Raw genomic sequence first — 19,762 nt, 5'->3', positions numbered from 1 at the left:
TGCCTCAGCGCCTCGGGATGCCGTACGCCCGCTCCACGCGCAGCCGCAGCACGAGCCGGCGGTCGCGGACCATCGCCGCGCGGTAGTCGTCCCAGTCGGGGTGCTCGCCCCGCACGACACGGTAGAGCCGGACCAGTTCCTCGACGGTCTCGTCGTACGGGTCCTCAGCCACCGGGGTGAGGTCGGCCGTCCCCTCGACGACCGTGTACGCCCAGCGGTCGGCGCTGGTCACGTGGTACGAGACGCGGGGGTCGCGGCGCATGTTGCGGGTCTTGGCGCGGTCGTCGGTGACCGACACGCGGATCGTCCGCTCGTCGGGATCGTAGGCGTGGTTGACGTTCGAGAGCTGGGGACGGCCGTCCGCCTTGAGCGTGACCAGCACTCCGCCGTCCAGCTCGGCCACCAGACCGAGCAGGGCGTTCTGGACTGCGTTCATGTCATGTGTGTCCGAGGCCATGACAGGTCAACGCCTCGCCGGCGGCCCGCGATTCCCCACATGACCCGGCCCGCGATTCCCCGATGACCCGGCCCGCGATCCCCGATGGCCCGACGGCGGGTCGGCACCGCCACCCCACCCCACCGGTAGACACTGTCTACTCCCATGCGGTAGACAGTGTCTATGAGTGAGCGGAACGCCGGGCTCAGGACCCGGCTCGTCGATGTCGGGGTCGAGCTGGTGACGGCCGAGGGCGTGCAAGCGCTGTCGTTGCGGGAGATCGCGCGACGGGCGGGGGTGTCGCACGGGGCGCCGCGCCGGTACTTCCCGACGCATCTGGAGCTGCTGTCGGCCATCGCGCGCCGGGGCTTCGAGGACCTCGCGGCCAGGGGTGCGGCGGCGCTCGGCGACGGCACGGCGAGCCCTCGGTGGCAGGTGGCGACGCTGGGCCGGGTGTATCTCGACTTCGCGCTCACCCACCGGGGCATGCACGAGCTGATGTTCCGTCACGACTTGCTGGAGAGCAACACGTTGGGGCTGCGGGACGCCAGCCTGCCGGTGTTCGGGCTGCTGGTGGACCTGGTCGGCCGGGCCCGGCCGGACGTCGACGCGCGGCTCGTCGCCGGTGCGCTCCTGGCGAACCTGTACGGCATCGCCCAGCTGTGGACCTGGGGCAGCCTCCAACTCACGACCGGAGCAGACGACTTCACGCCTCTGCTCGACGCGGCCCTCGACGCGCACCTCGGGAGTGAGGACCGATGACGGCTGACACGGGGGAGGCCGGCGCGGGCGCGCGGTCGGCCGTGTCCGTCCCGCACCGCCGTCTGACGCTGGCGAACAGCGTGCTCGGCGCGGTGGTCGTCGCCCTCGACGGGACCGTGCTGACGATCGCCCAGCCCGCCCTGCGTCAGGACCTGGACGCCTCCTTCGCCGAGGTGCAGTGGACCAGCACCGGTTATCTGATCGCGGTGGCGAGCCTGTTGGTCTTCGCGGGGCGGCTCGGCGACCGCTTCGGGCACCAACGGGTCTTCGCCTGGGGGGTGTTGGGATTCGGCGCGGCATCGGCGGGCATCGGCTTCGCGTCCGGTGTGGGCTGGGTGATCGCGTTACGGGTCGTGCAGGGCGTGTTCGGGGCGCTGTTGCAGCCGGCCACGCTCGGGATGCTGCGTGCCGCGTTCCCGCCCGACCGGCTCGGGATGCCCGTCGCGGTGCGGACCAGCGCCATCGGGGTGGCCGCCGCGGCCGGCCCGCTGGTCGGCGGGGCGCTGGTGACGGAGCTGGGCTGGCGGGCGGTGTTCTTCCTGAACGTGATCCCGGCGCTGGTCATGGGCCTGCTGGCGCTGGTGGTACGGGCGCCGAAGGCCGGGAGCGGCTCGGTCGGACACCTCGACACCCGGGGCGCGGCCCTGCTCGCCGTGGCCCTCGCGGCGCTCGTGCACACCCTGGTCGGGATACCGGGGCACGGCTGGACGGTGACCGGGGCGCTCGGTCTGCTCGTGGCCGCCGCCGCGACCGGTGCCCTCGTACGGCAGGAACGGCGGGCGCCCGACCCGCTGCTGCCGCCCGCCGTGCTCGGGTCGGTGACGGGGGGCGCGGCGCTCGGCGTGCTGGTGACCGCCTCGGCGGCGATGATGGGCGCGCTGTTCGTCGGCAGCCACCTGCTGCAGGACGTACTCGGCATGGACCCGCTGCGCACGAGCCTCGTGGCACTGCCCGGCGGTGTGATGATGATCGTCGGCGCCCCGCTCTCCGCGGTGCTGCTGCGCAGGTGGGGCGCCCGTCCGACCGCCCTGACCGGGACGCTGCTGCTCACAGCCGGGGTGCTGGCGCTGTCGACGGTGGGCCGGGGCTCCCCGACGACGGTGATCAGCGGTGGCTTCCTTCTGCTGGGTGCCGGGTTCGGCGCGGTGATGGTGACGGCGACCGCCGTCGTCGTACGGGACGCTCCGCCGGAGTCGGCGGGGGTGGTGGGCGGGCTCCAGCAGACCGCGATGAACGTCGGCCCGACGCTCGGCGTGGCCGCCGCGGCGACCCTGCTCCCCCTCGCCTCGGGACCGGCGTTCCTGCTGCTGGCGGCCCTGTCGGTGCTGGGGGCGCCCCTCGCCGGACGAATGCCCCGACCCGCCCGTTCTCCGAGGGATGGATCGCGATCCGTACGGAACGATGAAGACAAGGACGTCTGTGAGCCGTGACCCGGGCCACCGGAGGAGAACCACCATGGAACGACTGAGCCGAGAGAGCGAGCCGCGCGAGGCCGGCCTCGACCCCAAGACACTGGCCCGCCTCGACGAGTACCTCGCCCACCAGGTCGACGACGGCCGGCTGCCCGGCTATCTGCTCTCCCTCGCCCGGCACGGCCGTGTCGCCCACCTCACCACCTACGGCCGGCGTGACCTGGAGGCCGGGCTGCCCGTGGAGACGGACACGTTGTGGCGGGTGTACTCGATGACGAAGCCGGTCACGTCGGTGGCCGCGCTGATACTGGTCGAGGAGGGGCGGCTGTCCCTCACGGACCCGGTCTCCCGCCATCTGCCGGAGTTCGCCGAGCCCCGGGTGTACGAGTCCGGGGAGGGTGCCGCCACCCGGACCCGCCCGGCGCGGCAGCCGATCCTCGTCCGGCATCTGATGACCCACACCTCGGGTCTGACGTTCGGCTTCTACTACGACCACCCGGTGGACGCGCTCTACCGGGAAGCGGGCCTGGAGCACTCGGTCCGGCCGGGCGCCGACCTTGCCCGGACGTGCGCGGAGTACGCGCGCCTGCCCCTGCAGTTCGAGCCGGGCACGCAATGGAACTACTCCGTCGCCACCAATGTCCTCGGCCGGATCATCGAGGTGGTGTCGGGGCAGGCGCTGGACGAGTTCCTCGCCGAGCGGATCCTCGGCCCGCTGGGGATGACCGACGCCGGTTTCCAGGTCTCCCCCGACCAGGCCGGGCGGCTGGCCCAGCTCTACGGCGAGCAGGAGGACGGCTCGATCGCCCCGGTGCCGGGTCTGCCCCTGCACGGCCGGCCCCGCTTCCTGTCCGGCAGCGGCGGCATGGTCGCCACCGCCCGCGACTACCACCGCTTCGCCGAGTTCCTGCGCCGCCGCGGCGAACTCGACGGGGTCCGCCTGCTGTCCCCGGAGTCCGTCGGCATGATGGCCGCCAACCAACTGCCGGGCGGTGTCGACATCCACACCTACGGCAGCCCCTTCCACCGGCAGCCCGGGAACGTGGGCGTCGGCTTCGGCCTCGGTGTCTCCGTCGTCATCGACCCGGCGGCCACCGAGAGCCCCTCCTCCCTGGGCACGTTCGGCTGGACCGGCGCAGCCACCACGATCTTCTGGGTGGACCCCCGGCGCGATCTGACCGTCCAGTTCATGACCCAGGTCCGCCGCCGCTCGTCGTTCTCCGTCTATCCGGAGCTGAAGCGACTGGTCCACGAGGCCGTGGTGGACTGAGCCGGCGCCCCCTGTCGTCGCGCGCACATCGCGCGGCGGCCGCCGCCTGATCCACCCACCGGGGGCGGCCATGACACCGCCCCCACCCCTCAGTTCCCCACCCGCAACGCGAACTCCACCCCGTCCTGCGCCAGTTCTCTGAGCCATGACTCCGAGCGTTCCGCCGTCTCCGCCGCGCGGAGGAGGCCCGGGGGCAGCGAGGCGTCGAGGAGGTGGGTGACTCCGAGGGCCAGGGGGCGGGAGACGCAGCGGGCCATGGCGCTCTCCTCCGCCGTGCCGGTCACGTCGAGGAGGTAGCGGCCCGACCAGCGGTCACCGGAACCGGCGTCGACGTCGAGGGTGACGGCCAGGACGACACGGTCCCGGTCGGCCTCCCTCATTGGGTACCGGGCGGCGAGTTCACCGGCCAGGGCGGCGATGCGGGCGTCGTCGCCGCGTTCCAGTTCCGCGAAGACCGGGGCCCACGCGGTGAGCCAGCCGTCGAGGCGGAGCGTGCCGCGGACGAACGTGCGCGGTTTCCACGCCGGCGGGAGACCGTACTGGGCGACGAAGGGCACGCTGTCGCGATTGGGGTACGCCTCGAAGGTCTCACCGTCGACGACATACGGACGGGTCGCCCGCCAGGGGCGCTCGACCGTCGTCTCCGTGCCGTCCTCGATGGAGCGGGCCGGTGCGCGCAGGGCGTTCAGCACACCGGCGGGCGCCCAGCTGAAGCGGTACCGGAAGTCGTTCGGCACCGCCGGGACACCACCACAGTACGAGGTCAGGGTGTACGAGGCTGCCGTCTCCGGCCCGATCGCCTCGGTCGCCCGGGCGATCAGGCTGTGCGCGAAGAGGTGGTCGATGCCCGGGTCGAGGCCCGCCTCGGTGAGGACGGTGACCCCCGCCGCCCCGGCGGCCGGCGCCAGCTCCAGGACCGCGTCCGACACATAGCTGGAGCAGGCGAAGTGGGCCCGTGCCTCGACGCAGGCCCCGAGCAGCGGCGCGTGCTCCGGGGCCGGGAGCATCGAGACGACCACGTCGCCGGGGGCCAGCTCGGCCGCGAGCGCCGCGAGCGTGTACGCGCGGGGCTCGGCGCGGCCCGTGAGACCGAGGGCGGCCAGGGCCCCCTCGGCGCGCTCCTCGGTGCGGTGCCACAGCCGGACCCGGGCGGCGGTGTCGCACACCTTCGCCAGGCCGCTGCCCGTGGAGAGGCCGGCACCGACCCAGTGGACGGTGCCGCTCGCGGCGACCGCGTCATCAGTCATCCGGCTACTCCCTTGTCGTCAGGCCGAGTTCGTGGGACGCCCGGCGGAACCGGTCCAGGCAGCGGCCCCACGCGCCGCCGGTGCCGAAGTCCAGCAGCTGCGGCAGCAGCGCGGCGGAGAAGTCGGTGCTCGCCTCCCGGGGCAGCAGGGAGGGCAGGTTGTCGATCGCGATCAGGTCGAGCGGCGGGCGCTCGCGCAGGCGCCGGACCGGGTGGTCCCAGTCGGTGGTGGTGTCGTAGACCGGCAGGACGTTCATGGGGGAGCCGACGTCGACGGTGACATCGGCGAGGGTGCGCAGCCGGCGGTCCGGTTCGTCGAGGTCCTTGTCCGTGAGGAACGGCGGCACCGGGCTCGTCGTCAGCACGGTGTTGACCATCAGGTCGTGGGCGAGGAGGGCGTCCTTGTCGAGGTCGCGGGTCTCGGCCACGTCCCAGCAGGTGGGCTTCACCCCGGCCTCGTCGAGCGCGGCCCGCGCCCCGCGCCCGCTGCGGCCCAGGGCGCCGATCACCAGCGCGGTGAGGTCGCCCTCGGAAGCGCGCAGCCGGGCCTCCATCTCCTCCTTGGCCAGGGGCACCAGCGGCGTCTCGAGCCCGCCCCGGTGGTGCAGCACCGCGAGGGCCGCGCCGAGGTAGCCCGCCCAGAAGCCGAACGCGGCGAGCCTGCGGCCCTGGTCGTCGACCAGGTACTCCAGGTCGAGCAGAGCCCCGCCCCCGGCGGCGAACCTGCGCAGCAACGCCTCGGCGCCGGGCTGTCCCTTGTAGGCGTGCCCGAAGAAGACGTGCCGGTGGGTCAGTTCCGCGGGCTCGTCGGGGAGTTCCTTCAGGCCCACGATCACCGCGTCGGAGGGGGCCGACGGCCAGCTGCCCGGGGCGGCGACCCGGCAGCCGGCCTCCTCGTACGCCTCCGTCGGGAAGATCCGCTGCGGGGAGTCCTCGACGGTGATCCGTACGCCGCTCTCGACGAGCCGCCGGGCGTCGGACGGGACGATCGGGGTGCGGCGTTCGGTGGTACGGGTCTCGTGGCGAAGCCACAAGTGGCGAGCGGTCATACGAGGTTGGCCTCCGGGCGCAACGCGTCGGCCGTGAAGCGGTCGACGCTCAAGGGGCTGATGTCGACGAAGGGTACGCGGCCGAGGTACAGGTCGCGGACCACCTCGCCGACCGCCGGGCCCTGGAGGAATCCGTGGCCGGAGAACCCGGTGGCGTAGAGGAAGCGGGAGCATGAACCGGCCTCGCCGATCAGGGCGTTGTGGTCCGGTGTGATCTCGTACAGGCCCGCCCAGCCGCCCGTGCGGCGCAGGTCGAGCAGGGCGGGCGCCCGGTGTTCCATGGCGGCGTGGAGGCGGGGGATCCAGCGGTCGTGCGTGGCGGTGGCGAAGCCAGGCCGCTCGTCGGGGTCGGACATGCCGACGAGGAGGCCGGGGCCCTCGCTGTGGAAGTAGAGGCTGCTGGTGAAGTCGATCGTCATGGGCAGGCCGGGCGGCAGGCCGGGCACGGGTTCGGTGACGGCGATCTGGCGGCGCAGCGGCTCCACCGGGAGGTCCACGCCGACCATGGCGCCCACGGACCGGGACCAGGCGCCGGCCGCGCACACCACGGTGTCGGTGACGATGCGGCCCTTGCTCGTGACCACGGCGGTGATGGTGTCCCGCCAGGTCTCGATGCCGAGGACCTCGCAGTTGCGCAGCACGGTCGCGCCGTGGCGGCGGGCGCCCGCCGCGTAGCCGTGGACCACGGACTCGGGGGTGCAGTGCCCGTCGTCGGGCGAGAACGCGGCGGCGAGCAGGCCGTCGGTGGTGATCAGCGGGGAGAGCCGCTGGGCCTCGGCGGGGTCGATCAGGCGGCTGGGCACGCCCAGGTCGTTCTGCAGTTGGACGCCGGCTTCGAACTGGGCGACCTCGTCGGGGGTGGACAGCAGGAAGAGGTAACCGACCCGGTGCAGGCCGATGTCATGGCCCAGGTCCTGTCCGAAGCGGCCGAACGCCTCCAGGCTGCGGGCACCGAGCTGGATGTTCAGTTCGTCGGAGAACTGTGCGCGTACGCCGCCGGCGGCCCGTGCGGTGGAACCGGAGGCGAGTTCGTCGCGTTCGACGAGGACGACGTCCTCCACTCCGGCGGCGGCCAGATGGTAGGCGATGCTCGTGCCGATGACACCGCCGCCTATGACGACGACCCGTGCGCTGCGGATCACGTACGCGGCTCCCTTCGTCCGGTCGTGGTCGGTACGCCCGACGGAGTCAGGTCTTCCACCACAGGCGAACGTTCATGCGGTACGGCAGCGGAGTCGGCCGCGGGGCGCCTCGTGCGCACCGGACCGCCGGAACGTTACGGCGGGCGCGGCGGCCGGTGTCGGACGAACCGGTGACGGCCGCCGCGCGACCCCGTGCGACCTGCGGGAACGCGCGTGGGACGCGCTCAGGAGGAGCGGACCGCGGCGTCCAGGTGGGGCAGGTAGTGGTCCAGCCGCTCCCGCTTGGTGCGCAGGTAGGTGATGTTGTCCTCGCAGGGCGTGATCAGCAGGGGCACCTGCTCGGCGACCTGGATGCCGTGGCGCAGCAGCGCCTCCCGCTTGCGCGGGTTGTTCGACATCAGCCGCACGGACCGTACCCCGAGGTCGTGCAGCATCTCGGCGGCCACCCGGTAGTCGCGGGCGTCCACCGGCAGGCCGAGGGCGATGTTCGCCTCGACGGTGTCCAGGCCCTCGGCCTGGAGCTTCATGGCCTGGAGTTTGGCGAGCAGTCCGATGCCGCGGCCCTCGTGGCCGCGGAGGTAGACGAGAATACCGCGGCCCTCGGCGACGATGGCGCGCAGTGCGCTGTCGAGCTGCTCACCGCATTCGCAGTGCTGGGAGCCGAACGCGTCACCGGTCAGGCACTCGGAGTGCAGCCGGATGAGTATCTTCTCGCCGCCGCTGATGTCGCCGTACACCAGCGCCACTTGTTCCTCGCCGCGATCCTGGTCGAGATAGCCTACGGCCTCGAAGTCGCCGTACGTCGTGGGCAGCGGTGCATTGACCACGCGGACGGCACCGGAGGACTGGGCCTGAGCGCCGAGTACGCCAACATTTTCTGTCATGATCTGGTTCCTATCTGGTGAGTCCTGACGTCATGCGAAAATGACGGAGCATCAGCAGAGACGAAAGGCCGGGAAAAGATGAGCAGTTCGGGAGCGGAGACCGGTGCGCGGCAGGAGGGACGGGGACAGCAGTCGACGGTATACGGTCTGCTGCCCGCCGACACCACCGCGGACGTCCGGGAGCGCGGCGCGGGCGCCGGCCGGCAGGTGGCGGTGCTTCCGGTCGGCAGCTTCGAGCAGCACGGCCCGTATCTGCCGCTGGCCACGGACACGCTGGTGGCGTGCGCCATAGCGCGGGAGATAGCCGCCGCCTATCCGGTGCACCTCCTGCCGCCCGTGACCATCGCCTGCTCCCACGAGCACGCCGGCTGGCCGGGCACGGTGAGCATTTCCGCGACGACCCTGCACGCCGTGATCCGCGATATCGCCGAATCCCTGCGCCGGTCGGGCGTCGAGGCACTGGTCGTGGTGAACGGTCACGGCGGGAATTATGTTCTGGGCAATGTCGTCCAGGAATCGACCGCGTTGGGACATCGAATGGCGCTTTTCCCGGCGATGGAGGACTGGGAGGCCGCCCGTGAACGGGCGGGTGTCGAGACCTCGTTGCTCAGTGATATGCATGCGGGAGAAATTGAGACCTCCATACTTCTGCACTGCCATCCGGAATTGGTCCGGCCCGGTCACGAGACCACCGATTTCCTTGCCGACGACCGCCGTCATCTCCTCTCCCTCGGTATGTCGGCCTACACCGATTCCGGTGTGATCGGCCGTCCTTCGTTGGCGTCCGCCACGAAGGGGAAGGAGTTGCTGGAGGGGTTCGTCGAGTCCTTCGGTGCGTACTTCTCCGTGGTCACGGACTGACGGCGCCGGCGGCGCGCCCTCAGCGAGCCGTACCAGCGTCCTCCGAGGACGAGGGCTCCCGGCAGTGCCGCCGCGAAGCTGAGCACGCCGTAGACGACGGCCACGGTCAGGCCCTGGGAGGCGCCCAGACCGGCCGCGCCGAACGACCAGGCGGTGACGCCCTCCCGGGGGCCCCAGCCGCCGACGTTCAGCGGCAGGCTCATGGCGATCAGGGCCAGCAGCGCGAGCGGCACCAGGTCCGCCCAGGACGCCGCGGAGCCCGCCACGCGCGCGGAGAGCAGGAACATCGCCACGTACCCGGCCAGCACCACCACCGAGGAGATGAGCACCGCCGGGCCGCTGCCGCGGTTCAGCAGCGCGCCGCGCGCCTCGGTGAGGGCGGCGCGCACCCGCCCGGACCGGCCGCGCTCGGGACGCGGGCTGCGGCCCATCCGCAGCGCCGCCCAGACGGCGGCCGCGCCCAGGGTGACGAGCGTCAGCACGCCCACCGCGTGACGGGTCTGCTCCAGCACCGGGGAGGGCATGGTCAGCAGGACCGCCACCCCCACGGCGGCCAGCACCAGCTGACCCGCCGTCCGCTCGATCACCACCGCGCGTACGCCGCGCCCCATGTCCCCGGAGCTCTGCCCGTGCCGGACGGCCCGGTGCACATCGCCCAGGACACCGCCCGGGAGCGCCGCGTTGAGGAACAGTGCCCGGTAGTAGTCCGCGACGGCCGGGCCGAGCGGCAGCCGGATGCCCAGCGCGCTCGTCACCGCGCACCAGCGCCAGGCGCTGAACACGGTCGTCAGCGCGCCGATCCCCACGGCCGCGGCGAGCGTCCCGCCGTCGATCCGCCGCAGCCCGTCCACGAACACGCCGGTCCCGAGCCGCCAGACGACGACCACGAGAATGACCGTTCCGGCGATGCTGCCGAAGTGGGCCCGCAGGGCGCGGAGCGCCTTGCCGGCGAGCCGGGGGTGGGAATCGGCCGGGACGCCGCCGCCCGGCAGCGCGCGCGATGCCGTGACGCGGGGTGGGACGTCAGCCTCGGCCCGGTGGTCGGTCTCGGCCCGGTGGTCGGCCTCGGCCCGGTGGCCGTCGAACGGTTCGGCGGGCGCCCGTGTCGCGAGGGCGTGGCCCAACAGCGGCGCCGAAGAGGCACGGGGAGCCCGCACCGGGGCCACCGAGGGGCGACGGGCGGTCGGGGCCGACACGGCCGGGCCGGACACCGTCGAGGCCGGCGCCGGCTGGGTCATCGCCGGGCCGGTGTGTGGGGTGGGCCGGTGTGTTTCCGGGTCGGCGGCGATCGGCGACGCCGACGGGCGGGGCTCGGCCGACTGGCGCTGGCGCGGGAGCGTGAGGGGCGCCGTCGTGCGCATGCGCGCCCGAGGCGAGGGAGCGCTCGCCCGCACCCGCACCCGCACGCCCTTCGGCCGTACGCGGACCCGTCGCTCGCCCCCCTGCGGGTACGTGTCCGCCGGCGCCGTCATGAGGTGCCGCCCGTCGGCCGGGGCAGCGCCAGGAGGTCGCTGTGGTGGAGGGTGACGCGCAAGTCGCCCGCCGCGCAGGCCGCCAGACGGTCGCGGAGGTAGGCGTCGGCGCGCCCGGTGAGTTCGGGGCGCTGTTCGCAGGCAGCGCCGACCCAGCCGCGCAGCCACTCCTCGGTGAGGGCGATGTGCCGGTCGTCGAGCTGCCAGGGGCTCGGGTGGACCCGGACCGTGGCACCCCGCTGGGCGAACGCCTCGCAGGCCACGGTGATCGCGTCGGGGCCGAGCAGCTCGCTCGCGCGCTGGTGGGCGTTGAACGCCTCGGCGATCTCCTGGTCCATGGGGTGGGCCGGTACGAGGTCGGCGCGGCCGACGACGGAGAGGGTCAGCAGCGCGGGGACCCCGGCGTCCGCGCAGGCCCCGGCGAGCGTCTCGATCTCCTCGCGGGTGAGGACGTCGAGCAGCGCGGAGGCGGTGACGAGGCAGGCGCCCGCCAGGTCGGCGGCCGTGAGCCGCCCGATGTCACCGCGCCGGGTGGTGACGGTGACGGGGCTGCCGTCGGCGGCCGCGCGAGGGGCCCGCTCGATGGCCAGCCGCAGCAGGGCGGGGTCCTGGTCGTGCAGGACCCACTGCTGGGCGCCGTCGAGCCGGGGCGCGAGCCAGCGGCCCATCGAGCCGGTGCCGCAGCCGAGGTCGTGGACGACCAGCCCGGTGGCCCGGCGGGGCAGGTTCGCGAGACGTATGCGCAGCGGGTCGAGGAGATCCACCGCACGCGCGGCGGCATCGGCGCTCTCCCGCAACTCCAGCCACTGGGGCGCGTACTGGTGCCCCTCGGCTGCCGGAGTGTCCCCGCCCCGCCCCGCCATGCTGAGCGCCGCGCCGGAGGCCGAGGCCGCGGCGAGCACGGACGCGGCCTCCGCGGCGGCCGCACCGCCCGCGGGGGCCGGCGTACCGGCGGAGAGCGTGGCGCCCGAGGCCGAGCCCGGGCCCGCGGAACCCCCCGGCGCCGTCGTCGTGGTGGCCGTTTCGGCTGAGGCTGACGTGGTCATGCGGCCCTCCGGGGTTCGTGGCGCAGTCGTCCCAGGACGTGGGCGAGGCTGCGGGCCGTGGTCGCCCAGCCGTCGAGCGCGGCGCGGCGCCCGCGTGCCGCGGCCTTCAGCCGGCGCCGTACGTCGGCCTCCCCGAACCAGCCGCGCAGCTCCGACGCGATGGCCGCGGGGTTCTCCGGCGGGACGAGGATGCCGGGCACGCCGCCGTCGGGGGCGCGGCCGACGGCCTCCGGGAGGCCGCCGACGTCCGTGGCCAGTACGGGGATCCCTCTGGCGAGGGCCTCGGTGACCGCCATGCCGTAGGTCTCGGCGTACGAGGTGAGGACCATCAGGTCGGCGGAGGCGTAGCTGGCGTCGAGTTCGGCGCCCGCCTGCGGTCCGGCGAGGTGCAGCCGGTCCTCCAGGCCGAACTTGGCGACGAGGCCCCGGATGTGGTCGACGTACTCGGGGTCCTGGTCGATGCCGCCGACCAGGACGCAGCTCCACGGCAGGTCGGTGACGGTCGCGAGGGCCTCGACCAGCCGGTGCTGCCCCTTGCGGGGGGTGACCGCGGCGACGCACAGCAGCCGGGAGACGCCGTCGGTGCCGGAGGCGAGGGGGGCGATGTCGGCGCCGGGGGCGGCGACATGGACCCGCTCGGGGGCGAGGCCGTGGTGGGAGACCAGCCGGCGGACCGCCCAGTCACTGGTGGCGATCACTGCGGACACGCCCCGCAGGGTCGTGCGCTCCTTGGCGTCGAGGTCGGCGGCCACATCGGGCTCCAGGCCGGTCTCGTCGCCGAGCGGCAGATGCACCAGGACGGCCAGGCAGAGGCGTTCGGCCTCGGGGAGGACGATCTCGGGGACACCGCAGGCGACGAGGCCGTCCAGGAGGACGACCGTGCCGTCGGGGAACTCGCGCAGGGTGCGCGCGAGTTCGGCGCGGGCCTCGGCGCCGGGGCGCGGCCAGCTGCCGTGCAGCGCGTGCTGGTGCACCTGCCAGCCGAAGCCGGGCAGATCGAGGCAGATCCGGCGGTCGTAGGCGTTGCCGCCGCTGGGGCGGGCCAGGTCGTCGACGCCGCCCGGCATCACGAAGTGCACGGAGCGCAGCGACATGGGCACGATCGCGGCGTTCTTCAGGGCCGCGTTCTGCACGGGCACGTAGTCGAGCCTCACTTGCTCTCCCCCGTTCGCCTGGGCGGCACCGCCCGCCTGGGGGGCGGTGCCGAGGTCCGCCCGTTCGATGGTCGTGTCGGTCACAGGGCACGCTCGTAACTCGCCCAGGCGATGTGCGATTCGTGCAGGGTGACCGTGATGCCCGCGATGCCCTTGGCGTTCTCGCCCATGGCGCCCTTGTGGATCCGCTCGGCGAGCCGGTCCGCGATCACCTTGGCGAGGAACTCCGTCGAGGTGTTGGTGTTCGCGAAGTCGGGCTCGTTGTCGAGGTTGCGGTAGTTCAACTCGCTCACCACGGCGCCCAGCTCCTGCGTGGCCAGCCCGATGTCTACGACGATGTTGTCGTCGTCCAGCTCGGCGCGCCGGAAGGTGGCGTCCACGAGGAAGGTGGCGCCGTGCAGGCGCTGCGCGGGTCCGAAGACCTCCCCGCGGAAGCTGTGGGCGATCATGATGTGATCGCGGACGGTGATGCTGAACAACGGACGACCCTCCAGTGCGGTACGTCTGCCCCCGGGCCGGGGCATGCCGTGTAGTACGGCTGCTCCCTACCCGTTGTTCAGCCGAGTTTTCCGGTTTCTTGGAGGTCAGCGTTCCGTCGGGGCAGTTCAGGGGCGGGTGGGGCGGCTGCGCTGACCGGTCAGCGGGTCACTCGGCGGCGTACCGTACCCGATGGCAGAGCCCCGGCAGCTCTCCGCTCGCGAGCCGCGGCAGCACGTCCGGGAGTTCGTCGAAGGCACACTCCCCCGTGACGAGCGCGTCGAAGCGCGCGTCGGCGAGGAGTTCGAGGGCGAGCGCCAACCGGTCGGCGTAGGTACGGCCGGGGCGCCCGGCCGGGGAGACGGTGCCGACCTGGCTGCTGCGGATGGTGAGCCGGCGTGAGTGGAACGCCTCGCCGAGCGGCAGGGCGATCCGGCGGTCGCCGTACCAGCTGAGTTCGATGACGGTGCCCTCGGCGGCGAGCAGCCCGAGCGAGGTGACGAGGCCCTGTTCGCTGGCGCTGGCGTGCACGACGAGGTCGCACTCCCCGAGCGCGTCGCCGGGCAGCGCGAAGTCCACGCCGAGGGCGCGGGCGATGTCGGCGCGCGCGGGGTCGGCGTCGACGAGCTGGACCCGTACGCCGGGGTAGCGGGCGAGGAGGGCGGCGACCGAGCAGCCGACCATGCCGCCGCCGACGACGGCGATGCGGTCGCCGACGAGGGGCGCGGCGTCCCACAGCGCGTTGACGGCGGTCTCGACGGTTCCGGCGAGGACGGCACGGGCCGCGGGAACGGACTCCGGCACGACGGTGACGGCATGGGTCGGGACGACGTAGCGGCTCTGGTGCGGATACAGGCAGAACACGTTCCTGCCGACCAGTGCGTCCGGCCCTTCTTCGACCCGGCCGACGCTGAGGTAGCCGTACTTCACCGGTGCCGGGAAGTCTCCTTCCTGGAAGGGCGCGCGCATGGTCGCGTGCTGGTTCTCGGGTACGCGACCGCTGAACACGAGCGTCTCCGTGCCCCGGCTGACCCCCGTGTACAGCGCGCGGACGAGCACCTCGCCCTCGGCCGGGGCGGCGAGGCGCTCCTCGCGGATCTCGCCCTGTCCCGGGGCGCTGAGCCAGAAGGCGCGGGCTGTGTGTTTCATATGGGTCTCCGTGAACGGTCGGGCGGTTCTCCACGTACGCAGCGGTGGACGTCGCGGAACGGTACGCGGCGATGATCGACTCTTCCACACACGTTCGGAAGGTTTGCGGTGGCCCTGAACAACACTTACGACGGCCGGCTGGTGCTCTCTGAGACTGCGGTGGGCGCGGGCGCCCAGCTGCTGCTCCTCGCCTTCCTGGGTACGGCGATCGGACTGGGCCCCGCGGGCTGGCTGACCGGGCTGGCGTTCGCGTTCGCCACGTGGGCGGTGCTCAACCGCGCGCTGCTGCGCACCCGGCCCCGCTCCTTCGGCCCCGCGAACCGGGTCACGCTCGGCCGGGCCGTCCTGGTCGGCGCCGTCACCGCGCTGGTCGCCGACTCCTTCCAGAGCTCGCCGCCGGTCTCGCTGTTCGTCGGTCTGACCGCCGTGGCCCTGATACTCGACGGCGTCGACGGCAAGGTGGCCCGCCGCACCGGCACGTCGACCGAACTGGGCGCCCGCTTCGACATGGAGGTCGACGCGTTCCTGATCCTCGTGCTGAGCGTGTACGTGTCGATGTCGCTCGGCCCGTGGGTGCTGCTGATCGGCCTGATGCGGTACGGCTTCGTCGCCGCCGCCCGGGCCCTGCCGTGGCTGAACGGTGCTCTCCCGCACAGCATGGCCCGCAAGACGGTCGCCGCGGTCCAGGGTGTCTTCCTGCTGGTCGCCGCCTCCGGACTGCTGCCCTACGCGGGGAACTTCGCCGTCGCCGCGGTGGCGCTGGGTTCGCTGGTCTGGTCGTTCGGGCGGGACATCGCCTGGCTGTACCGCAACCGCGAGGGCGGGCGCACGGCGACGGCCACGGTGACCGTGCCGGAGCCGGTGACCGTGGCCGTGACCGTGGAGGCCGCCGCGCAGCGCCGCGCGGCCGAGCTGGTGTCGAGCTGACGCCGGGTGCGCCCGGCGACCGGGCTCAGTCCACCGTGAGGACGATCTTCCCGGTGGTCCGGCCGGTCTCCCCGTGGGCGTGCGCCTTGCCCGCCTCGGCGAGCGGGAAGGTGGCGTCGACTCGGGCGCGCAGCTTCCCCTCCGCGACGAGGTCGGCGATGGCCCGCATCCCCGCCCGGTCGGCCTCGACCAGCAGTACTGCGAGTCGCACCCCCAGCTCGGCGGCCTTCCTCGCGTCGTCCTCGAAACCGACCGGCAGGATGGTGACGAGCGTGCCCCCCGGACGCAGGACGTCCAGGGAACGGGTGCGGACGTCCCCGGCCAGGGTGTCCAGGACCACGTCGACGTCCTTCACCCGCTCGGCGAAGTCCTCGGTCCGGTAGTCGATCAGTTCGTCGGCGCCCAGTTCGCGCAGCAGGTCGTGCTTGCCGGCGCTGGCCGTACCGATGACGTACGCGCCCCTGGCCTTGGCGATCTGCACGGCGAGGTGCCCCACTCCCCCGGCGGCCGCGTGGATCAGCACCCGCTGACCGGGTCGCACACCGGCGGTGTCCACGAGCGCCTGGTACGCGGTGAGCGCGGCCAGCGGCAGCGCGCCGCCCTCGACATGGTCGATGTTCGCCGGCTTGAGGGCGAAGGCCCGGGCCGGTCCCGTGACGTACTCGGCGTAGGCGCCCGCCCCGTGCGGGTAGGGCAGCATGCCGAAGACCTCGTCGCCCGGCTTGAACAGGGTGACCCCGAGTCCCACCGCCTCGACCACCCCGGAGACGTCCCAGCCCAGTACGGGCAGGGGGTCCGGCACCCACAGCCCCTGGGCGCGGTTCTTCCAGTCGGTCGGGTTCACACCGGCCGCGTGGACGCGGACGAGGATCTCGCTGAGGCCCGGCACGGGGCGCGGCCGTGCGACCTCCTTCAGTACCTCCGGCCCGCCGAAGTCGTCCTGGCTGACGGCACGCATGGTGCCGTGGTTCGCGTTCGTTTCCGTCATGGCGTCCAGCCTCCGTGGGAGGCGGACGCCCCGGCAATGGCACGATGGTCATCATTCGATGGGATCGTGCCATGCGTCGTGGCAGACTGGGCCGTATGACGTCCCCGCACCGTGTGGTGGTCCTGGCGCCCGACCGGGTCTACCCCTTCGAACTCGGCATGCCGAGCCGTATCTTCGGCTCGACCGACGGCCTGTACGAGGTCCTGACCTGCACCGCCGACGGCCGGCCGGTGCGGTCGGCCGCCGACTTCACGATCTCCGTGGACCACGGCCCCGAGGTGCTGGACACCGCCGACACCGTGATCATCGCCTCGTTCGGGCCGTTCCCCGCGGCCCTCGGACTGCTGTCGTCCGAGCTTCCCGACCCGTTGGCGGCGGCGCTCGGGCGGATCCGCCCCGGCACCCGGCTGGTGTCGATCTGCACCGGCGCCTTCGTGCTCGCGGCGGCCGGGCTGCTGGACGGCCGGCCCGCGACCACGCACTGGGCGCTCGCGGAGACGTTCCGTCAGCACTTCCCGAAGGTCGACCTGGACCCGGACGTGCTGTTCGTGGACGACGGCGACATCCTCACCTCGGCGGGCGCCGCGTCCGGCATCGACATGTGTCTGCACCTGGTGCGCAAGGACCACGGCAGCGAGGTCGCCAACCGGGTGGCCCGGCGGTGCGTGGTGCCGCCGTGGCGGGAGGGCGGCCAGGCCCAGTACATCGAGCAGCCGCTCCCCCAGGACCCGGCGAGCGGTACGGCCGCCACCCGCGCCTGGGCGCTCGAACGCCTCGACTCCCCGCTCACGCTGACGGACCTCGCCCAGCACGCCCGGATGAGCCTGCGCACCTTCGCCCGCCGCTTCAACGACGAGGTCGGCATGAGCCCCGGCCGCTGGCTCGTCCAGCAGCGGATCGCCCGCGCCCGGCACCTCCTGGAGTCCACGGACCTGCCGGTCGACGAGATCGCCGGCCATGTCGGCTTCGCCACCGGCACGTCCCTGCGTCAGCATCTGCACGCGGCGATCGGGGTGTCCCCGCTGGCGTACCGGCGCACGTTCCGGACCGGCGTCTGAGGGCCCCGCCCGGATCTGCCCGGCCCCGTCGGCTATCCGTTGCCCGGCGGCATGTTGTACGGGGTGACCACCTGGATCGCCGAGGGCAGGGACGGGCCCTCGTCCGGGAGGGCCTGGTGGGCGCGCATGATGGTCTGGCACGCGCGGCGCAGGTCCTGGCGGAGGTCGTGGTGGAGCACGGCGGACAGCCGGCCGGCCCGCAGCAGCCGGGTGTTGTCGTGGTCCAGGTCGTGCGCCACGAAGACGTGCGGCTCCCGGCCCGCGGCGGCGAACGCGTCGAGCGTCGCGGTGTTGCCGCCGCCGATGGAGTAGACGGCGGCGAGGTCCGGCTCCCGCTCCAGGGCGTCACGGACCAGGTCCCGCTGGGTGGCGTCGAGACCGTCGCTGTCGGTGACCTCGACGAGCCGCCGGGCCGGTTCCACGGCCCGCATCGCCGCCCGGAACCCCATCTCGCGCTCCTCCTCGTTGCGGTAGAAGCCCCGGCTGATCGTCACCAGGACGGCGCCGGGCCGGTCGCCGAGCCACTGCCGGACCAGATACGCGGCGGTCGCCCCGGCGGCCCGGTTGTCGATGCCGACGTAGGCGCTGCGCGGGCTGCTCGGCAGGTCCGTCGCCAGGGTGACCACGGGGACGCCGGCCGCGACCAGCCGTTCGATGGCGGCGGTGACCTCGGGGACGTCGGGGGCCTTGAGGATCACGCCCTGCGAGCCGCGCCGCCCGATCCGGTCGAGCATCCGGACCATCTCCGAGGCGGGCCCGGTCTCCCGGAAGTGGAAGCGGGAGCGTACGACCGCCGGGTGCAGGGACGGCAGTTCGGCCTCCAGGGCTTCCCGGACGGCCGTCGAGAACCGGTCCGGCGACTGCATCACGATGTCGACCATGAACGTACGGCCGCCGATCCGCACCTGCGTCCGCTGCCGGTCCAGGTCCTTGATCGCCTGCTCGACCTCGCGGGCGGTGCTCTCCCGCACCCCGCCGCGGCCGTTGAGGACCCGGTCGACCGTGGCCAGGCTCAGCCCGGCCTGACGGGCGATCTCACGGATCGTGTAGGGGTGTCCCATGGCTGCTTTCCCGGCTGTGAATGAGGGGTTTTTGAGGGGCTGCTGAGGGTTGAATGAGGGTGGTCCGGGCCCAAGACTGACAGAGACGGCGGCGCGACGAAAGGCCCGCCCGACCGGACCGGATCAGGGAAAGGACCCGGCATGGCCCTCACCGCCGCGGGCTCGACGGTCCCGGTGTCGTCGCCCTCACAGCGGTGTGGTCACCGGTTCACGGATCGGCTGGGACCAGAACGTGGTGGGCGCCACGGACCGACCCACTGACCCGCACGTACCCTTCTCCTCCCCTATGCCTTCTCCTCCCCTTCTCCCTCATCTCCCCGCACCTCCGAAAGGGACACTCGATCATGCGCATTGGCATCCTGGGACTGGGCCGCATCGGCGCCTTCCACGCCGGCACACTGGCCGGGCTGGACGTCGTGGAGGAGCTGGTGGTCTCCGACCCGGTGGCCGCGGCGGCGACCGCGGCGGCGGAGAAGTTCGGCGCCACGGTCGCCGACTCCCCGGAGGCGGTGTTCGCCTCCGGGATCGACGGAGTCGTGATCACGGCGGCGACGGACGCGCACCCCGGACTGATCCTCGCCGCCGTCGAGGCGGGCATCCCGGTGTTCTGCGAGAAGCCGGTGGCGAAGACGGTCGAGGACAGCCTCACCGTGCTGCGCGCCGTCCGGGACAGCGGCATCGAGGTCCAGATCGGCTACAACCGCCGCTTCGACGCGGGCTGTGTGACCGCCCGTGAGGCGGTGCTCAGCGGTGAACTGGGCGCGCTGCACACCGTACGGTCGACGACGCTGGACCCGGCCCCGCCGCCGGCGGCGTACGTGGCGGTGTCGGGCGGCATCTTCCGGGACTGCGCGGTGCACGACTTCGACATCGTGCGCTGGGTGACGGGCCGCGAGGTCGTGGAGGTGTACGCGACGGGCGGCAACAAGGGCGCGGAGTACATCAAGGAGGCGGGTGACGTCGACACGGCGTCCTCGCTGCTCACGTTCGACGACGGCACGATCGGCGTCATCTCCAACACCCGCCACAACGCCCGCGGGTACGACGTGCGCCTGGAGGTGCACGGCATGAAGGACAGCATCGCGGCGGGCCTCGACGGCCAGCTCCCGCTGCGCTCGGCGGAGCCGGGCGTGACCTTCCCCGCCGGTCCGCCGCACAACTTCTTCATGGACCGCTTCGCCCCGGCGTACCGCGCCGAACTGACCGCGTTCACCGAGGTCGTCGCGGGCACCCGCCCCTCCCCCTGCACGGTTGCCGACGCGATCGAGGCCAGCTGGATCGCCGAGGCATGCACCCTGTCGGTCGCCGAAGGCCGCCCGATCCAGCTGGAGGAGGTCCGCAAGAACGCCTCGTGACACGCCGGGCCCG

18 protein-coding genes and 1 pseudogene are annotated in these 19,762 nt (G+C 73.1%); 7 read left to right on the top strand and 12 right to left on the bottom strand.

Going from position 1 to position 19,762, the window contains the following annotated elements:
* Positions 1–4 precede the first annotated feature (4 nt).
* On the bottom strand, positions 5–436 hold the full coding sequence (locus ACZ4Z2_RS25895) for a TIGR03618 family F420-dependent PPOX class oxidoreductase (protein ID WP_468079072.1): 432 nt from the start codon (positions 434–436) through the stop codon (positions 5–7).
* Between the two features lie 183 nt (positions 437–619).
* Between ACZ4Z2_RS25895 and ACZ4Z2_RS25890 the strand changes: the two genes are divergently transcribed.
* The 3 genes from ACZ4Z2_RS25890 to ACZ4Z2_RS25880 are packed head-to-tail and all read left to right on the top strand — an operon-like array spanning position 620 to position 3,880.
* Positions 620–1,198, top strand: a complete 579-nt coding sequence (locus tag ACZ4Z2_RS25890) for a TetR/AcrR family transcriptional regulator (RefSeq protein ID WP_468079070.1) — start codon at positions 620–622, stop codon at positions 1,196–1,198.
* Complete coding sequence (locus ACZ4Z2_RS25885) at positions 1,195–2,628, top strand: MFS transporter (RefSeq protein WP_468079068.1); 1,434 nt, start codon at positions 1,195–1,197, stop codon at positions 2,626–2,628. Before ACZ4Z2_RS25890 ends, ACZ4Z2_RS25885 begins: the two co-directional genes overlap by 4 nt.
* Before the next feature lie 25 nt (positions 2,629–2,653).
* Positions 2,654–3,880, top strand: coding sequence for a serine hydrolase domain-containing protein (locus ACZ4Z2_RS25880; RefSeq protein WP_468079066.1), 1,227 nt, complete (start codon positions 2,654–2,656; stop codon positions 3,878–3,880).
* A gap of 89 nt (positions 3,881–3,969) precedes the next feature.
* Here the strand turns inward: ACZ4Z2_RS25880 and ACZ4Z2_RS25875 are convergent, their stop codons facing one another.
* From ACZ4Z2_RS25875 to ribA, 4 genes and pseudogenes are all read right to left on the bottom strand, one after another.
* On the bottom strand, positions 3,970–5,127 hold the full coding sequence (locus ACZ4Z2_RS25875; protein ID WP_468079064.1) for a saccharopine dehydrogenase family protein: 1,158 nt from the start codon (positions 5,125–5,127) through the stop codon (positions 3,970–3,972).
* A 4-nt stretch (positions 5,128–5,131) separates the two neighbouring features.
* Positions 5,132–6,175 carry a saccharopine dehydrogenase gene (locus tag ACZ4Z2_RS25870; protein ID WP_468079062.1) on the bottom strand — a complete coding sequence of 348 codons (1,044 nt, stop codon included), beginning with the start codon at positions 6,173–6,175 and terminating at the stop codon, positions 5,132–5,134.
* Positions 6,172–7,335, bottom strand: a pseudogene (locus tag ACZ4Z2_RS25865) (NAD(P)/FAD-dependent oxidoreductase); the annotation flags it as partial. The pseudogene ACZ4Z2_RS25865 and the gene ACZ4Z2_RS25870, both read right to left, overlap by 4 nt.
* Before the next feature lie 206 nt (positions 7,336–7,541).
* On the bottom strand, positions 7,542–8,201 hold the full coding sequence (gene ribA, locus ACZ4Z2_RS25860) for a GTP cyclohydrolase II (RefSeq protein ID WP_468079060.1): 660 nt from the start codon (positions 8,199–8,201) through the stop codon (positions 7,542–7,544).
* 78 nt (positions 8,202–8,279) lie between these two features.
* On the opposite strand from ribA, the gene ACZ4Z2_RS25855 reads away from it, so the two are divergent.
* Positions 8,280–9,062 carry a creatininase family protein gene (locus ACZ4Z2_RS25855; RefSeq protein WP_468079058.1) on the top strand — a complete coding sequence of 261 codons (783 nt, stop codon included), beginning with the start codon at positions 8,280–8,282 and terminating at the stop codon, positions 9,060–9,062.
* On the opposite strand, the gene ACZ4Z2_RS25850 is transcribed toward ACZ4Z2_RS25855, so the two are convergent.
* The 5 genes from ACZ4Z2_RS25850 to ACZ4Z2_RS25830 all read right to left on the bottom strand — a co-directional run bounded on the left by ACZ4Z2_RS25850 (position 8,945) and on the right by ACZ4Z2_RS25830 (position 14,360).
* On the bottom strand, positions 8,945–10,300 hold the full coding sequence (locus ACZ4Z2_RS25850) for a lysylphosphatidylglycerol synthase transmembrane domain-containing protein (RefSeq protein ID WP_468079056.1): 1,356 nt from the start codon (positions 10,298–10,300) through the stop codon (positions 8,945–8,947). The genes ACZ4Z2_RS25855 and ACZ4Z2_RS25850 overlap by 118 nt on opposite strands.
* Before the next feature lie 230 nt (positions 10,301–10,530).
* Positions 10,531–11,397 (bottom strand): class I SAM-dependent methyltransferase, encoded by an 867-nt coding sequence (locus ACZ4Z2_RS25845; protein ID WP_468079162.1) that lies wholly within the window; start codon positions 11,395–11,397, stop codon positions 10,531–10,533.
* Between the two features lie 179 nt (positions 11,398–11,576).
* Positions 11,577–12,818 carry a glycosyltransferase family 4 protein gene (locus tag ACZ4Z2_RS25840; RefSeq protein WP_468079054.1) on the bottom strand — a complete coding sequence of 414 codons (1,242 nt, stop codon included), beginning with the start codon at positions 12,816–12,818 and terminating at the stop codon, positions 11,577–11,579.
* A complete protein-coding gene (locus tag ACZ4Z2_RS25835; RefSeq protein ID WP_055519615.1) occupies positions 12,815–13,213 on the bottom strand; it encodes a 6-pyruvoyl trahydropterin synthase family protein in 399 nt (132 codons plus the stop codon). Before ACZ4Z2_RS25835 ends, ACZ4Z2_RS25840 begins: the two co-directional genes overlap by 4 nt.
* 166 nt (positions 13,214–13,379) lie before the next feature.
* On the bottom strand, positions 13,380–14,360 hold the full coding sequence (locus tag ACZ4Z2_RS25830; protein WP_468079052.1) for a zinc-dependent alcohol dehydrogenase: 981 nt from the start codon (positions 14,358–14,360) through the stop codon (positions 13,380–13,382).
* A gap of 108 nt (positions 14,361–14,468) precedes the next feature.
* On the opposite strand from ACZ4Z2_RS25830, the gene ACZ4Z2_RS25825 reads away from it, so the two are divergent.
* Positions 14,469–15,287 carry a CDP-alcohol phosphatidyltransferase family protein gene (locus ACZ4Z2_RS25825; protein WP_468079050.1) on the top strand — a complete coding sequence of 273 codons (819 nt, stop codon included), beginning with the start codon at positions 14,469–14,471 and terminating at the stop codon, positions 15,285–15,287.
* Positions 15,288–15,312: 25 nt separating this feature from the next.
* On the opposite strand, the gene ACZ4Z2_RS25820 is transcribed toward ACZ4Z2_RS25825, so the two are convergent.
* Positions 15,313–16,245: an NADP-dependent oxidoreductase gene (locus ACZ4Z2_RS25820; RefSeq protein WP_468079161.1), complete on the bottom strand. Its 933-nt coding sequence runs from the start codon at positions 16,243–16,245 to the stop codon at positions 15,313–15,315.
* Between the two features lie 125 nt (positions 16,246–16,370).
* Between ACZ4Z2_RS25820 and ACZ4Z2_RS25815 the strand changes: the two genes are divergently transcribed.
* On the top strand, positions 16,371–17,333 hold the full coding sequence (locus ACZ4Z2_RS25815) for a GlxA family transcriptional regulator (RefSeq protein WP_468079048.1): 963 nt from the start codon (positions 16,371–16,373) through the stop codon (positions 17,331–17,333).
* A 32-nt stretch (positions 17,334–17,365) separates the two neighbouring features.
* Here the strand turns inward: ACZ4Z2_RS25815 and ACZ4Z2_RS25810 are convergent, their stop codons facing one another.
* Entirely contained in the window at positions 17,366–18,394 is a 1,029-nt protein-coding gene (locus tag ACZ4Z2_RS25810; protein ID WP_468079046.1) for a LacI family DNA-binding transcriptional regulator, read from the bottom strand.
* A gap of 344 nt (positions 18,395–18,738) precedes the next feature.
* On the opposite strand from ACZ4Z2_RS25810, the gene ACZ4Z2_RS25805 reads away from it, so the two are divergent.
* On the top strand, positions 18,739–19,749 hold the full coding sequence (locus tag ACZ4Z2_RS25805) for a Gfo/Idh/MocA family protein (RefSeq protein WP_468079044.1): 1,011 nt from the start codon (positions 18,739–18,741) through the stop codon (positions 19,747–19,749).
* Positions 19,750–19,762 lie beyond the last annotated feature (13 nt).

The sequence above is a fragment of the Streptomyces sp. NPDC030183 genome, from assembly GCF_055573455.1.
Note: the sequence above shows the minus strand (reverse complement) of the source record. Positions and strands in the feature narration are given on the sequence as shown.